The organism is Caldimonas sp., assembly GCF_046289365.1.
Lineage (GTDB): Bacteria > Pseudomonadota > Gammaproteobacteria > Burkholderiales > Burkholderiaceae_C > Caldimonas.
In genome coordinates this window covers 1-13,478 of sequence record NZ_JBKBVU010000080.1, presented here as the reverse complement: position 1 = coordinate 13,478, position 13,478 = coordinate 1, and the positions used below count along the sequence as shown (strand labels likewise).

The following is a 13,478-nucleotide window of genomic DNA, read 5'->3' as shown; positions in this document are numbered from 1 at the left end:
AGATGACCCGTTGCGGGCCGAGGTGATGGCGCGCGCCCGTGCGGCGCGAGTGGCCGCTGCGCGCTGAACCTCGCCGGGAAAGGGCCATGGGCGATCGGCTCCCGTGGCCCGGGTGTTCGAGCTGATGATCGTCCCCCGACGCCACCACGATCTGCAAGTTCCGCCACCTGCTCGAACGCCAGCCTCATCGCAGCGCCGAGTTCGACCAAGAACGCCATCATCGGCTCGAGCGCCGGCCCTGGGGCGAGGACGAGGCCCAAAACGGCCGCGCAACCGTACCAAGCGCCGCACCCGCGCGCGCATCCGCAGGCGCCCCTTCGGGGGGGTGTGCGGATCGACTTCCTGATCTCGCGGCGGCAGTCGGGCGACAATCTTGAAGTGTCGGCCACTCGCGCGGCCGGCCACCTTCCACCCCAGGACGATTCAGGAGACAGCCCATGTTCAGCCACGTGATGGTCGGATCCAACGACATCGAACGTTCGAAGAGGTTCTATGACGCCGTGTTGGGTGTGCTGGGCGCAGCAGAGCCCTTCCGGCACCGGAACCGCACCGGACAGACGCGCTTGTTCTACAGGCACAACGGCGCCACTTTTTGCGTGAGCGAGCCGATCAACGGCGAGCCGGCCACCGCTGCGAATGGCGGGACCATCGGCTTCAAGTGCGCGTCGCCCGAGCAGGTGCGCCAGTTCCACGACACGGCTGTGGCGCACGGCGGAACGTCGATCGAAGATCCGCCGGGGCTGCGCGAAGACACGTTGGGCGCGATGCATCTGGCCTACGTCCGGGACCCGGACGGCAACAAGCTCTGCGCGCTGTACAGGGTGAAGTAAGCCTGCCCGACCATGCTCACCCCCGAACAGTTCTTCGGCTTCCTCCTGGCCGCCGTCCTCATCACCGCCTCGCCGGGCCCGGACAACCTCATGGTGCTGGGCATGGGCTTGTCGAAAGGGCGGCGCCACGGGGTGGCGTTTGGCCTGGGCTGTGCACTGGGCTGCCTGAGCCACACGGCGCTGGCCGTCATCGGCGTGAGCGCGGTGATCGCGGCCTCGCCGATGGCCTTCCTGGCGCTGCGAATCGGCGGCGGGCTCTACCTGATCTGGCTGGGCCTCCAGGCGCTGCGCAGCCGCGGCGGGGTGCAGGTGGTGCGTGGCGGCCTCGGTGACCAATCGCTGGCGCGGCTCTTCTTCAAGGGCGTGTTCGCCAATGCGATCAACCCCAAGGTGGTGCTGTTCTTCCTGTCCTTCCTGCCGCAGTTCGTCGTGCCCGCGAACGGCCAGATCGGCTGGCAGATGGCGCAGCTCGGCCTCGTCTTCACAGTGCAGGCCGCGATCCTGTTTTCGCTGCTGGGGCTGTTTTCGGGCTCCATCGGCCAGCGGCTGCAGAAAACCCCGCGCATCGGCCTGTGGCTCGACCGCATCGCCGGCGTCGTTTTCGTGGGGCTGGGGCTGCGGTTGATCGTGTCGAGGTAGGCAGGTGTCAGCGACCCCCTCCGGCAGCCGACCGCTTGGCCCCCCGACGGCTTGGGCTGGACGGCGCCGATCTGCGTGCCCGACGTGGTGGTGATGGCGCGCGCTATGGCCGAAGGGGCCCAGGAGACGATGTCAGTGGCCGACCCGTTCGGGGGCGAGCGCAGCGGCGCGATGATCGGCACGCGGGGCCGTCAGGTCACGACCCCGCGCACCGGCAGGGGCTGTACCGTGTCGGGCGGGGCTTGGAAGTCCTCGGCCGTCGCGAAGGCCAGGGCCAGGCTCGATGCGGCCAGCAGCAGGGTCAGGGCATAGCGCATCAGGCGGCTCAGGCGCGTGGGCAGCGGCGCGTGCCGGCGGCGCACGGCCCACCAATCGCGGGCGGCAAGCGCGGCAAAGCCGGCCAGCGCAAACAGCGTCACCGCCAAGGACCACAGCGACCAGCCGGCAAAGAGCGTGCCGGCCGTGGGGTGCACCTTGGCCGGCAGGAACAGGGCATCCTGGGCCAGCAGATAGCCCCCGGCTCCGCCGAGGGCGAGCGCCAGTGCGATATTGACGATGATCCGGCCGAGCATGTCGCCTTGTCTCCTGGGGCGGTGGGCCTGGTTCCGGGCCCCATCGTGCACCAGAGTGATCAAGTGTGCAATATGTCACACCCTGGCGGGCCGGCCTGGGGGGCGGGCGAGCGCGGTTTCCCAGGGGGCTACAGCCGACGCTCCAGTGCGGCGGGCGAGGCGGCCGGCGGTTGAGCGGGCGATGCCAGCAGATCGCGCAGCGAGGCCAGGGCCAGCGCCAGGAAGGCCAGCGCGCACAGCCGGTAGGTGATGCGCGCCCAGCGGGCCCCGGCCCGACGGAACAGCCGGTCGACGATGGCGGCGCAGACGAAGCACCACAGCACCGACGAGGCCATGAAGCCGGCGAGGAAGAGGCCGTAGTCGGCCGCCGTGGGCTGCTGCACGCCCACGGCGCCCAGCGCGCTGCCCAGGGCCGCCCAGAAGGCGATGTTGTGGGGGTTGGTGAGCGACAGCGTCACGCCCGAGCGCAGCGCCCGCGAGGTGCTGGCACGCGGCGCGCCGGCCACATCGAGGTGGAGCTCGTGGCTGGCCGAGCGCCAGGCGTCCCATGACAGCCAGGCCAGATAGGCCACGCCGGCCAGGCCGATGGGCCAGCGCAGCGCCTGCACCTGCAGCAGCACGCCCACGCCGGCCAGGCCCAGCACGGCCCACACCCCGTCGCCCACCAGCGAGCCCACCTGCACCGCAAAGGCCGGACGGAAGCCGCCGCGCAGGCCCTGGCGCACGGTTTCGGCAAAGACGGCGCCGGGCGCGGCGTTGAAGACCAGGCCCAGCACGAAGGCAGCGGCAAACAGCGTGAACATGGGGGAATGTTAGCGGTGGGCCTCGGCGATCCACTGCGCGGCACGCTCGGCGATCATCAACGTGGGCGCATTGGTGTTGCCGCTGGTGATGGTGGGCATCACGCTCGCGTCCACCACGCGCAGGCCGGCCACGCCGCGCACGCGCAAGCGGGCATCGACCACGGCGCCGGGGTCGTCGGCCGTGCCCATGCGGCAGGTGCCCACCGGGTGGAAGATGGTGGTGGCGATGTCGCCGGCCAGGCGGGCCAGTTCTTCATCGCTTTGGAACTGCACGCCGGGCTTGACTTCCTGCGGCCGGTACTTCGCCAGCGCCGGCTGGGCCACGATGCGCCGCGTCAGGCGCAGCGAGTCGGCGGCCACCTGGCGGTCTTCGGGCGTGGAAAGATAGTTCGGTGCGATGCGCGGGGCGTCCTCGAAGCGCGGCGAGCGGATGCGCACGTGCCCGCGGCTGGTGGGGTTGAGGTTGCACACGCTGGCGGTGAAGGCATCGAAGCGATGCAGCGGCTCGCCGAAGGCCTCGAGCGAGAGCGGCTGCACGTGGTATTCCACATTGGGCCAGTCGTGCGCCGGTGACGAGCGCGTGAACGCGCCCAGTTGCGAGGGCGCCATGCTCATCGGCCCGCTGCGCTTGAAGGCGTATTCCAGGCCGATGCGCAGCCTGCCCCACAGCGAGTTCGCCAGGGTGTTCAGCGTGGTCACGCCCTGCACCGAGAACACCGCGCGGATCTGCAGGTGGTCCTGCAGGTTCTCGCCCACGCCGGGGAGCTCGTGGCGCAGCTCGATGCCATGGTCGCGCAGCCAGGCGCCGGGCCCGATGCCCGAGAGCTGCAGCAGTTGCGGCGTGCCGATGGCGCCGGCGGTGAGCAGCACCTCGCGAGCGGCCTGCACCTGCTGCACGCCATGACGGGTGTGCACCTCGACGCCCCGGGCGTGCCAGCGGCCGTCGGGCCTGCGCTCCAGCAGCAGGCGGCTGGCCTGGGCGTGCGTCCACACTGTCAGGTTGGGGCGGCTCAGCGCCGGGCGCAGGAAGGCCTTGGTGGTGTTCCAGCGCCAGCCGCGGCGCTGGTTCACCTCGAAGTAGCCCACACCCTCGTTGGTGCCACGGTTGAAGTCGTCGGTGGCCGGGATGCCGGCCTGCTGCGCGGCCTGCGCGAAAGCGTCGAGCACCTCCCAGCGCAGGCGCTGCCTTTCCACGCGCCATTCGCCGCCGTGGCCGTGCAGTTGCCGGAACCCGGGGTTGCCAGGGTCGGGCTGGTCCAGGCGCCAGTGGTCCTCGTGCAGCTTGAAGAAGGGCAGGCAGACCTCCCAGCGCCAGGCGTCGTCACGGGTGAGACGGGCCCACAGGTCGTAGTCGCGCGACTGACCGCGCATGTAGATCATGCCGTTGATGCTGGAGCAGCCGCCCAGCACCTTGCCGCGCGGGTAGCGCAGCCGGCGGCCGTTCAGACCGGCATCGGGCTCGGTCTGATAGAGCCAGTCGGTGCGCGGGTTGCCGATGCAGTAGAGGTAGCCCACCGGGATGTGGATCCAGTGGTAGTTGTCGCGCCCGCCGGCTTCCAGGAGCAGCACGCGCTTGGACGCATCGGCGCTGAGCCGGTTGGCCAGCAGGCAGCCCGCCGTGCCGGCGCCGACGATGACGTAGTCGAACTGCAGACCGTTCGTCGTTGGCCTCATGCTCCACCTCCTGTTGCAGCAGCCCTAGTCTAGAGCGCGACACGCCGCGGCGGCGGCCCTGGGCGGTGCGGATGGCTGACCTCATTGTTCATCTGAATGAACAATGGGTGAATCGCGCCAGGACCACTTGCGCCGCGCGACAATCACGCCTGTTATGTCCCTCGTCCAAGACCTCCGCCCTCTCTGGCGCCCCATCCTCGCGATGGCGGCGGTGATCGTGCTCTCCAACCTGCTGGTCCAGTTCGTCATCAACGACTGGCTCACCTGGGGGGCCTTCACCTATCCACTGATCTTCCTCGTCACCGACCTCACCAACCGCGCCGTGGGCCCGGCGGCCGCGCGCAAGGTGGCGGCCGTGGGCTTCGTGATCGCCGTCGTCGTGTCGCTGGCGCTGGCGCCTTGGCGCATCGCGCTGGCCTCGGGCACGGCCTTCCTGGCGGCCCAGGCGCTGGACATCGCCGTCTTCAACCGCCTGCGCCAGGCGAGCTGGTGGAAGGCGCCGCTGATCGGCTCGCTGCTGGCCTCGGTGATCGACACGGCGATCTTCTTCTACATCGCCTTTGCCGGCAGCGAATTCGACTGGCTCATGCTGGGCGCAGGCGATCTGGCCGTGAAGTGGCTGATGGCCCTGGTGCTGCTCGCCCCCTACCGCGCGATGCTGCCGCACCTGCAGGCCTGGGTGCCGGTGGCACGCTGAAGCTCAGACGGCGCCCAGCATGCGCCGGGCCTGCTCGAAGGCCTCGTGGGTGCTCAGGTGGATCCGCCCTTCGAGCGCCTGGCCCAGCGGCGTGCCGCGCAGCCGGTCCATCACCGGGCCCTTGACCTCCGAGAGCGACAGCGCGATGCCGCGGCGCGCCAGGCTGCGTTGCAGTTCGGTGAGCACGCCCAGCGCAGTGGTGTCGATCAGGTTCACGGCCGGGCATACCAACAGCACCTGGCGGATGCCGGGATCGGCGGCCAGATGGGCTTCGATGTGATCCTCGATCACGGCGGCATTGGCGAAGTACAGGCTTTCGTCCACGCGCAGGGCCAGCAGGCCCGGCACCGTCTCGACCCGGTGGCGCTCGACGTTGCGGAAGTGCTCGGTGCCCGGCACGCGGCCCACCACCGCGATGTGCGGGTGGCTGCTGCGCCACACCAGCACCCCCAGCGAACAGGCCACGCCGATGGCAATGCCGGCTTCCACGCCCAGGGCGATCACCCCGGCGGCGGTGGCGATGAGCGACAGCGCGTCGCCGCGGTCATAGCGCCAAGCCTCCTTCAGCGTGTGGGTGTCGATCAGCGACGTCACGGCGACGATGATGGTGGCCGCCAGCACGGCCTGGGGCAGGTGGTGGAAGAGGCCGGTGAAGGCTGCCACCACAAGGGCCATCAGGGCTGCGGAGATCACGCCGGCCAGCGGCGTGCGGGCGCCGGCCGCGAAGTTCACCACCGAGCGCGCGAAACCGCCGGTGACCGGATAGCCCCCAGAGATGGCGCTGGCCAGGTTGGCTGCGCCCAGGCCGAGCAGCTCGCGGTCGGGCCGGATGCGCTCTTGCCGCTTGAGCGCCAGCGACTGCGCCACGGACACGCTTTCGACAAAACCCACCAGCGAGATCAGCAGCGCGGGCAGCAGCAGCGGCCCGAGGGTTTCCAGGCGGGGCAGGGGCACCGCCAGCGAAGGCAGGCCCTGGGGCACGGCCCCCACGATGCGCACCCCGGCGGTCTCGGCCAGGCCCAGCGCGGCCACCAGGGCCGTGGTCACGAGCACGGCCGCCATCGGCGCCAGCTTGGCCAGCAGCTCTGCCGCACCGGCAGGCAGGCCCAGCCGGGCCAGGCCCTGCGCCAGGAAGCGCCGCGCGAGCCACAGGAACAGCACGCTGCCCCCACCCAGGGCCAGGGTGACCGGCTGGGTCTGCGGCAAGGCCTGCGCCAGCGCGGCGAGCGTCTCCCACACCCCGTGGGCCTGGACCTTCACGCCCAGCAGGTGCGGCAGCTGCCCCACGGCGATCACCACGGCCGAGCCGGTGATGAAGCCGCTGATGACCGGGTGGCTGAGGAAGTGCGCGAGGAAGCCCAGGCGCAGCGCGCCGAAGGCCAGCAGCATCACCCCGGACAGCAGGGCCAGCTGCATGGCCAGCGCCACGTACTCGGGCGAGCCGGGGACCGCCAGCGGCTGCAGGGCGCTGGCGGTCATCAGCGAGGCCACCGCCACCGGGCCGACGGCCAAGGTCATGCTCGAGCCCACCAGCGCATAGGCCACCAGAGGCAGCAGGCTGGCGTAGAGGCCCACCTGCGCAGGCAGGCCTGCGAGCAAGGCATAGGCCAGGCTCTGCGGGATCAGCATCACCGTGACGATGAGGCCGGCCGTGAGATCGCCCGCCAGCCATTCGCGGCGGTACTCACGCAGCCAGGCGGGCAGGGCGCGCATGGACCGCCTGTGTCAGGCGGCCGCGGCCCGCTTCTCACGGGCGGCCTGCGCGAACTCGTAGAGGGCCATGCCGGCCAGCATCGCCACCACGAACACCACCGCCTTGGGCTGCAGCGCCCCCAGAGACACCAGCGCCGGGCCCGGGCAGAAGCCTGCCAGACCCCAGCCCACACCGAAGGTGAGGCTGCCCACGACGAGGCGGCGGTCGATGTCGCGTCGCTGGGGCAGGTGCATGGCGCCGCCCAGGAAGCTGGTGGTGCGGCGCTTGGCCACGGCAAAGGCGCCCACACCCACCAGGATGGCCCCGCCCATCACGAAGGCGAGCGAGGGGTCCCAGGCCCCGAACAGATCCAAAAAGCCCAGCACTTTGCCCGGATCGGTCATGCCCGACAGGATGAGGCCCAGCCCGAACAGCAGGCCCACGGCGAATTCAGTCAAGCGTTGCATGAGAGAGTCCCTCCAGCCTCAGGCGAACAGGTGACGAACGACATACACGGTGAGAAAGCCGGTGCCCATGAAGGCCAGCGTGGCCACCAGCGAGCGCGGCGACAGGCGCGACAGCCCGCACACGCCGTGCCCGCTGGTGCAGCCCGCGCCGTAGCGGGTGCCCACACCGACCAGCAATCCGGCGATCACCAGCACGCCCCAACTGGCGTCGATGCGCGCCTCGGGCAGCGGGGCCAGCCCGGCGTAGACGGCGGGCGCAGCCAACAGGCCCAGCACGAAAGCCCATCGCCAGCTCGTGTCGCCGCGGCGCGGTCGCAGCAAGCCCGCCACGATGCCGCTGACGCCCAGCACCCGCCCATTGAGCAGGATGAACAAAGCCGCCGCCACACCCAGCAACAGGCCGCCGGCCAAAGACATCCACGGGGTGAAATGCGTCCAATCGATCGTGATCATTCAAACCTCACTGGCAAAACTGTTCGTACAACACCCGCATCACGGCCAGGGCCTGGGGGCTTTCGATGCGGTAATGGATGTGCTTGCCCTCGCGGCGCGTGGCCACCAGGCCCTCGTCGCGCAAGACGCCCAGCTGCTGCGACAGCGTGGGCTGGGTGATGCCGCACAAGGCCTCCAATTCCCCGACGCGGCGCTCGCCTTGTGACAGCTCGCACAACAGCAAGAGCCGGTCGGGGTTGGACAAGACCTTCATCAAGCGACAGGCGGCATCGGCCGCGGCGCGCACGCGCTGCGGGTCCAAAGCGAGATCGGGATGCACAGGACCTCCTATCAGTTTCGTTGACAATAGTATATTGACAAACAAACTATCAGTCAATATATTGATCGCATCGACACTTCTTTGCGGAGCCTTCTGATGCAGCCCCAAGTGCAAGCCTTCTTCGACCCAGCCACCTGGACGGTGAGCTATGTCGTCTATGACCGCCCGGGCGGACATGCAGCGGTGATCGATTCGGTGCTGGATTTCGATCCGAAGTCCGGACGCACCCGTACCGTTTCGGCCGACCGCCTGATAGCTTTCGTGCGCGAGCAGGGCCTGACGGTGCAATGGATCCTCGAAACCCACGCCCACGCCGATCATTTGTCGGCCGCGCCGTACATCCGGCGCGAGCTTGGGGGACGCATTGCCATCGGTGCGGCCATCACGAAGGTGCAAGATGTGTTCAAGCGGGTGTTCCATTTGGAGCCCCAATTCCGCACCGATGGGGCGCAGTTCGACCACCTGTGGCAAGACGAAGAGACCTTCACGATCGGCGAGCTGCAGGCCCGAGCCTTGTCGGTGCCTGGTCACACCCCGGCGTGCATGGCCTACCAGGTGGGCGATGCCGTGTTCGTCGGCGACACCTTGTTCATGCCCGATGTGGGCACGGCCCGTTGCGATTTCCCGGGCGGTGATGCGCATGCCTTGTACCGTTCGGTGCGCAAACTGCTGAGCCTGCCGCCGCACACTCGCCTGTACATGTGCCACGACTATCCCCCGCCGGGTCGCGCGCCTGCCTGGGAGTCCACGGTGGCCGAGCAGCGCGCGCACAACATCCACATCCACGATGGCGTCAGCGAAGAGGCCTTCGTCGAGATGCGCACCAAGCGAGACGCCACGTTGGAGATGCCCACGCTGATCCTGCCGTCGGTGCAGGTGAACATCCGTGCCGGCGAACTGCCCCCGCCCGAGGCTAATGGCGTGTCGTATCTCAAGATCCCGGTCAATGCGCTGTGAGGGCCGCATGAGCGATGCCGTCATCACCGTCTCGCTGCAACAGCAACAGGACTATCGCTTCCATATCGAGTTCGGCGCCGGTGTGCCGGGACTCCTGGCCGATGAGCCCGCGCCGCTGGGCGGCGGCGCCGGGCCCTCGCCGGTGCAGCTGCTGGCTGCGGCCGTGGGCAACTGCTTGAGCGACTCCCTGCTGTTTGCCTTGCGCAAGTACAAGCAGTCGCCCGAGCCTTTGCGTGCGCAGGTCACGGCCGACGTGGGCCGCAACGCCGAGGGTCGGCTGCGCGTGCTGAAGATGCGCGCCGTCGTGCATCTGGGCGTGCCGGCCGCCCAGATCGATCATCTGGAGCGTGCGCTGTCGCAATTCGAGGCGTTTTGCACCGTGACCCAGAGCGTGGGGGCGGGCATCCCCATCGAGGTACAGGTCTACGACGGCGCTGGCCTGCGCCTCAAGTAGCGCCAGCCAAGGCTGGGAACAGCTTAAGCAGCCCCTCGGCCATGATCTCCACGGCCAGTGCGGCCAGGATCAGCCCCATCAGCCGGGTCATCACGTTGATGCCGGTGCGCCCGAGCAGGCGTGCGATGCGTCCGGCGGCCGACAACGCCAGGAAAGCCGCCACGCCGATCACCACCCCATAGCCCACCAGCACGGCCAATTGCCACCAGTGGCGCGTCTGCTGGGCGTAGATCACCATCGTCGATATCGTAGCCGGGCCGGTCAGCAGCGGGATGGTCAGCGGCACCACTGCGATGCTGGCACCTGCGTCGGCTTTCGTCTCTCCTTCGTCCACGTCCTCCTTGCGCGTCTCGGCCTGTTGCGCTTGCAGCATCTGCAGCGCACTGATCAGCAGCAGCATGCCGCCGCCCACCTGGAACGAGGCGATCGAAATGCCGAAGAACTCGATGATGCGCAGGCCCGCCAGCGCACTGATCGAGACGACGAGGAAGGCCGTGAAGGCACTCACCCGGATCGTGCGGCGCCGCTGCGCCTCGGTGAAGCCCTGGGTGAAGTGGATGAAGAAAGGCACCACGCCGATCGGGTTGACGATGGCCAACAGGGCGATCAGGGGCTTGAGCAGGTCCATGGCGGGGCATTCTGACGTTTGAGCGGGGGTTTGGCCACGCGTGGCGCAACGGCCTGGTGCGGGTGGGTCGAGCGGCCCGGCGCCAACGCTCAGCGTCCGCCGCCCACGTCGATGATCGCACCGGTCGTGTAGCTGGCCGCCTCCGACAGCAACCAGACGATGGCCTGCGCCACCTCCTCGGGGCGCCCGGGGCGCTGCATCGGGATCAGCGGTGCCAGCCGCCAAGCCCGGTCGGGCTGGCCGCCGCTGGCGTGGATGCCGGTGTCGGTGATGCCTGGGCGCACGCCGTTCACGCGCACGCCTTCGGCGGCCACCTCCTTGGCCAGGCCGATCGTGAGCGTGTCGATCGCGCCCTTGCTGGCGGCATAGTCCACGTACTCGCCCGGGCTGCCCAGGCGCGCAGCCACCGAGGAGACGTTGACGATGGCCCCGCCGGCGCCGCCATGGCGGGTGCTCATGCGACGCACCGCCTGCTGGGTGCACCAGATGCTGCCGTAGACATTGGTGGCGAACATGCGCTGCAGCCGCTCGGCATCGACCTCGTCCAGGCGGGCCTTCGCGCCCACGATGCCGGCGTTGTTCACGAGGCCGGTGAGGCGCCCGGCCTCGCGGTCGATGGTCTCGAAGAGACGCACCACGTCGGCCTCCACCGCCACGTCGGCCTGGGCCAGCAAGGCCCGCACGCCCAGGGCCACCACCTGGGCGGCCACGGCCCGCGCGGCCTGCTCGTCGCGTGCGTAGTGGATGACGACGTCATGGCCCTCGCGGGCGCAGGCCAGCGCGGTGGCCGCACCGATGCCGCGGCTGGCGCCGGTGATGAGGGTGAGGGGGCGTGCCATGGCCGTCGATTGTGCCGCGCCCGGCCTGTGCGTGCTGCGCACGAGGGCCTCCGGACAAGCACGTACAGCCCTGCCGGGGCGCGGCCATTACAGTGAACCATGACAGATTGCTTCTGAACGGAACGATCCAACGACAGGAGACACACCATGAAGCGCCGCAGTTTTCTCGCCGCATCCACCGCGTCGGCGGCCGCCCTGGCCTTTCCCGCGCTGGTGCAGGCCCAGGCCCTCGAAAAACCCAGGATGACCATCGCCGTGGGCGGCAAAAACCTGCTGTACTACCTGCCGCTGACGGTGGCCGAAACCCTGGGCTACTTCAAGGACGAGGGTCTGGACCTGACGATTGCCGACTTCGCCGGCGGCTCGCGCGCCCTGCAGGCCGTGGTGGGCGGCAGCGCCGACGTGGTCTCGGGCGCCTTCGAGCACACCATCAACATGCAGGCCAAGGGCCAGCGCATGCGCGCCTTCGTGCTGCAGGGCCGCGCGCCGCAGATCGTGCTGGGCGTCAACCCGAAGACGATGCCCAATTTCAAGTCGGTGGCCGACCTCAAGGGCAAGAAGATCGGCGTGACCGCGCCGGGCTCGTCCACCAACGTGATGGTCAACTTCGTGCTGGCCAAGGCCGGCCTCAAGCCCAGCGACGTGTCCATCATCGGCGTGGGCGCGTCCAGCGGCGCGGTGGCGGCGATGCGCTCGGGCCAGATCGACGCCATCTCCAACCTCGACCCGGTGATCACGCTGCTGCAGCGCTCGGGCGACCTGAGAATCGTCACCGACACCCGCGTCGTGAAGGAAGCCGACCAGGTCTTCGGCGGCCCCATGCCCGCAGGGTGCCTCTATGCGCCGCAGGCCTTCCTCGACCGCCACCCCAACACGGCCCAGGCGCTCACCAATGCCATCGTGCGCGCCAACAAGTGGATCCAGCAGGCCGGCCCCTCCGACATCGTCAAGGCCGTGCCCGAGAGCTACCTGCTGGGCGACCGCGCGGTCTACATCGATGCCTTCCTGGCCGCCAAGGGGGCGCTCTCGCCCGACGGCAGCATTCCTGAGGCCGGCGCCGAGACCGCGCTGCGCGCGCTGCGCAGCATCGACGAGTCGCTCAACAACGTGCAGTTCGACCTCAAGGCCGTCTACACCAACGACTTCGTGAAGAAGGCCAACGCGAAGTACCCGAAGGCATGACGGCGCCGGCGCTTTCGCTGCAGGACATCACCTGCACCTTCGTCAGCCGGGACGACAAGACGCAGCGCTACACGGCGGTGCGCGATGTCACGCTGAACATCGCGCCTGGCGAGTTCGTCTCGGTGGTGGGCCCCACGGGCTGCGGAAAGAGCACGCTGCTGAACGTGGGCGCGGGCATGTTGGCGGCCAGCAGTGGCCGCGTCGAGGTGTTCGGCCAGCCGCTGGAAGGCATCAACACACGCGCCGGCTACATGTTCCAGGCCGACTCGCTGATGCCCTGGCGCACGGCGGTCGAGAACGTGATGGCCGGGCTCGAGTTCCGCGGCGTGCCCGATGCACGCGAGCAGGCCGAGCACTGGCTCAAGCGCGTCGGGCTGGGCGGCTTCGGCGACCGCTACCCGCATCAACTCTCGGGCGGCATGCGCAAGCGCACCAGCCTCGCGCAGACCCTGGTGCTCGACCCCGACATCATCCTGATGGACGAGCCCTTCTCGGCCCTGGACATCCAGACGCGCCAGCTGATGGAAAACGAGGTACTGCAACTGTGGGCTGAAAAGAAAAAGGCCGTGCTCTTCATCACTCACGACCTGGACGAAGCCATCGCGATGAGCGACCGCGTGGTGGTGCTCAGCGCCGGCCCCGGCTCGCACCCGATCGGCGAATTCACCATCGACCTCGACCGTCCGCGCGACGTGGCCGAAGTGCGCGTGACCCCGCGCTTCATCGAACTGCACCAGGCCATCTGGGACGTGCTGCGCGAGGAGGTCCTCAAGGGCTACCGGCAGCAACTGGCGGCTTGAACACCATGTGGAACCTCATCAAACCCAGCCCCCGGACCCTGCGCGTGTGGCAGCTGGGCGTGCTCGTCGTGGTCTTCGGCTTCTGGCATGTGATGACCAAGCCGGGCCTGCTGCCCAACTTCATCTTCGACAACGACCAGCAGGCCGCCTTCTTCTTCGGCGAGCCGCTGAAGATCTTCGGCCGCATCTGGGACTGGTTTTTTGTGACGGCCGACATCTACCAGCACCTGTGGATCACGCTGGTCGAAACCCTGCTGGCCTTCGGCATCGGCACGGTGCTGGGCCTGACCATGGGCCTGTGGCTCGCGCTCAGCCCCATGGCCGCGGCCATCCTCGACCCCTACATCAAGGCCGCCAACTCGATGCCGCGCGTGATCCTCGCGCCCATCTTCGCGGTGTGGTTCGGGCTGGGCATCGGCTCCAAAGTGGCGCTGGGCGTGACGCTGGTGTTCTTCATCGTCTTCTTCAACG

Annotated in this window: 17 protein-coding genes; 8 read left to right on the top strand and 9 right to left on the bottom strand. The window is 69.0% G+C overall.

Annotation, left to right across the window (positions count from 1 at the left end; all coding sequences use genetic code 11):
• Positions 1–437 precede the first annotated feature (437 nt).
• Together ACK42S_RS09805 and ACK42S_RS09800 are read left to right on the top strand one after the other, a co-directional pair.
• Positions 438–830: a VOC family protein gene (locus ACK42S_RS09805; RefSeq protein ID WP_409706350.1), complete on the top strand. Its 393-nt coding sequence runs from the start codon at positions 438–440 to the stop codon at positions 828–830.
• 12 nt (positions 831–842) lie between these two features.
• A complete protein-coding gene (locus ACK42S_RS09800; protein WP_409706347.1) occupies positions 843–1,469 on the top strand; it encodes a LysE family translocator in 627 nt (208 codons plus the stop codon).
• A 191-nt stretch (positions 1,470–1,660) separates the two neighbouring features.
• On the opposite strand, the gene ACK42S_RS09795 is transcribed toward ACK42S_RS09800, so the two are convergent.
• From ACK42S_RS09795 to ACK42S_RS09785, 3 genes are all read right to left on the bottom strand, one after another.
• Positions 1,661–2,041, bottom strand: coding sequence for a hypothetical protein (locus ACK42S_RS09795; protein ID WP_409706344.1), 381 nt, complete (start codon positions 2,039–2,041; stop codon positions 1,661–1,663).
• Positions 2,042–2,169: 128 nt separating this feature from the next.
• Positions 2,170–2,844, bottom strand: a complete 675-nt coding sequence (locus ACK42S_RS09790) for a LysE family transporter (protein WP_409706341.1) — start codon at positions 2,842–2,844, stop codon at positions 2,170–2,172.
• 9 nt (positions 2,845–2,853) lie between these two features.
• Positions 2,854–4,518: a GMC family oxidoreductase gene (locus tag ACK42S_RS09785; RefSeq protein WP_409706338.1), complete on the bottom strand. Its 1,665-nt coding sequence runs from the start codon at positions 4,516–4,518 to the stop codon at positions 2,854–2,856.
• A 154-nt stretch (positions 4,519–4,672) separates the two neighbouring features.
• On the opposite strand from ACK42S_RS09785, the gene ACK42S_RS09780 reads away from it, so the two are divergent.
• Complete coding sequence (locus ACK42S_RS09780; RefSeq protein WP_409706335.1) at positions 4,673–5,215, top strand: VUT family protein; 543 nt, start codon at positions 4,673–4,675, stop codon at positions 5,213–5,215.
• Positions 5,216–5,218: 3 nt separating this feature from the next.
• Here ACK42S_RS09780 and ACK42S_RS09775 read toward each other — a convergent pair whose 3' ends face one another.
• From ACK42S_RS09775 to ACK42S_RS09760, 4 genes are read right to left on the bottom strand one after another with little or no spacing between them, the layout of a single operon-like run.
• The gene (locus ACK42S_RS09775; RefSeq protein WP_409706332.1) at positions 5,219–6,928 is read right to left on the bottom strand and encodes a SulP family inorganic anion transporter; all 1,710 of its coding nucleotides are present in this window, start codon (positions 6,926–6,928) and stop codon (positions 5,219–5,221) included.
• Positions 6,929–6,940: 12 nt separating this feature from the next.
• A complete protein-coding gene (locus ACK42S_RS09770) occupies positions 6,941–7,375 on the bottom strand; it encodes a DUF6691 family protein (protein WP_409706329.1) in 435 nt (144 codons plus the stop codon).
• A gap of 18 nt (positions 7,376–7,393) precedes the next feature.
• Positions 7,394–7,825, bottom strand: coding sequence for a YeeE/YedE family protein (locus ACK42S_RS09765; protein WP_409706356.1), 432 nt, complete (start codon positions 7,823–7,825; stop codon positions 7,394–7,396).
• Positions 7,826–7,835: 10 nt separating this feature from the next.
• Positions 7,836–8,147 carry an ArsR/SmtB family transcription factor gene (locus tag ACK42S_RS09760; RefSeq protein ID WP_409706326.1) on the bottom strand — a complete coding sequence of 104 codons (312 nt, stop codon included), beginning with the start codon at positions 8,145–8,147 and terminating at the stop codon, positions 7,836–7,838.
• Between the two features lie 96 nt (positions 8,148–8,243).
• On the opposite strand from ACK42S_RS09760, the gene ACK42S_RS09755 reads away from it, so the two are divergent.
• The gene (locus tag ACK42S_RS09755) at positions 8,244–9,104 is read left to right on the top strand and encodes an MBL fold metallo-hydrolase (RefSeq protein WP_409706323.1); all 861 of its coding nucleotides are present in this window, start codon (positions 8,244–8,246) and stop codon (positions 9,102–9,104) included.
• A gap of 7 nt (positions 9,105–9,111) precedes the next feature.
• Complete coding sequence (locus ACK42S_RS09750; protein ID WP_409706320.1) at positions 9,112–9,558, top strand: OsmC family protein; 447 nt, start codon at positions 9,112–9,114, stop codon at positions 9,556–9,558.
• On the opposite strand, the gene ACK42S_RS09745 is transcribed toward ACK42S_RS09750, so the two are convergent.
• Positions 9,551–10,186 (bottom strand): MarC family protein, encoded by a 636-nt coding sequence (locus ACK42S_RS09745; RefSeq protein ID WP_409706316.1) that lies wholly within the window; start codon positions 10,184–10,186, stop codon positions 9,551–9,553. The two genes, ACK42S_RS09750 and ACK42S_RS09745, sit on opposite strands and share 8 nt — an antisense overlap.
• Positions 10,187–10,275: 89 nt before the next feature.
• A complete protein-coding gene (locus ACK42S_RS09740) occupies positions 10,276–11,025 on the bottom strand; it encodes an SDR family oxidoreductase (protein WP_409706313.1) in 750 nt (249 codons plus the stop codon).
• A 147-nt stretch (positions 11,026–11,172) separates the two neighbouring features.
• On the opposite strand from ACK42S_RS09740, the gene ACK42S_RS09735 reads away from it, so the two are divergent.
• From ACK42S_RS09735 to ACK42S_RS09725, 3 genes are all read left to right on the top strand, one after another.
• Entirely contained in the window at positions 11,173–12,207 is a 1,035-nt protein-coding gene (locus tag ACK42S_RS09735; RefSeq protein ID WP_409706309.1) for an ABC transporter substrate-binding protein, read from the top strand.
• A complete protein-coding gene (locus ACK42S_RS09730) occupies positions 12,204–13,007 on the top strand; it encodes an ABC transporter ATP-binding protein (protein WP_409706306.1) in 804 nt (267 codons plus the stop codon). Before ACK42S_RS09735 ends, ACK42S_RS09730 begins: the two co-directional genes overlap by 4 nt.
• 5 nt (positions 13,008–13,012) lie before the next feature.
• On the top strand, positions 13,013–13,478 hold a 466-nt coding region (locus tag ACK42S_RS09725; protein WP_409706353.1), incomplete at its 3' end, for an ABC transporter permease.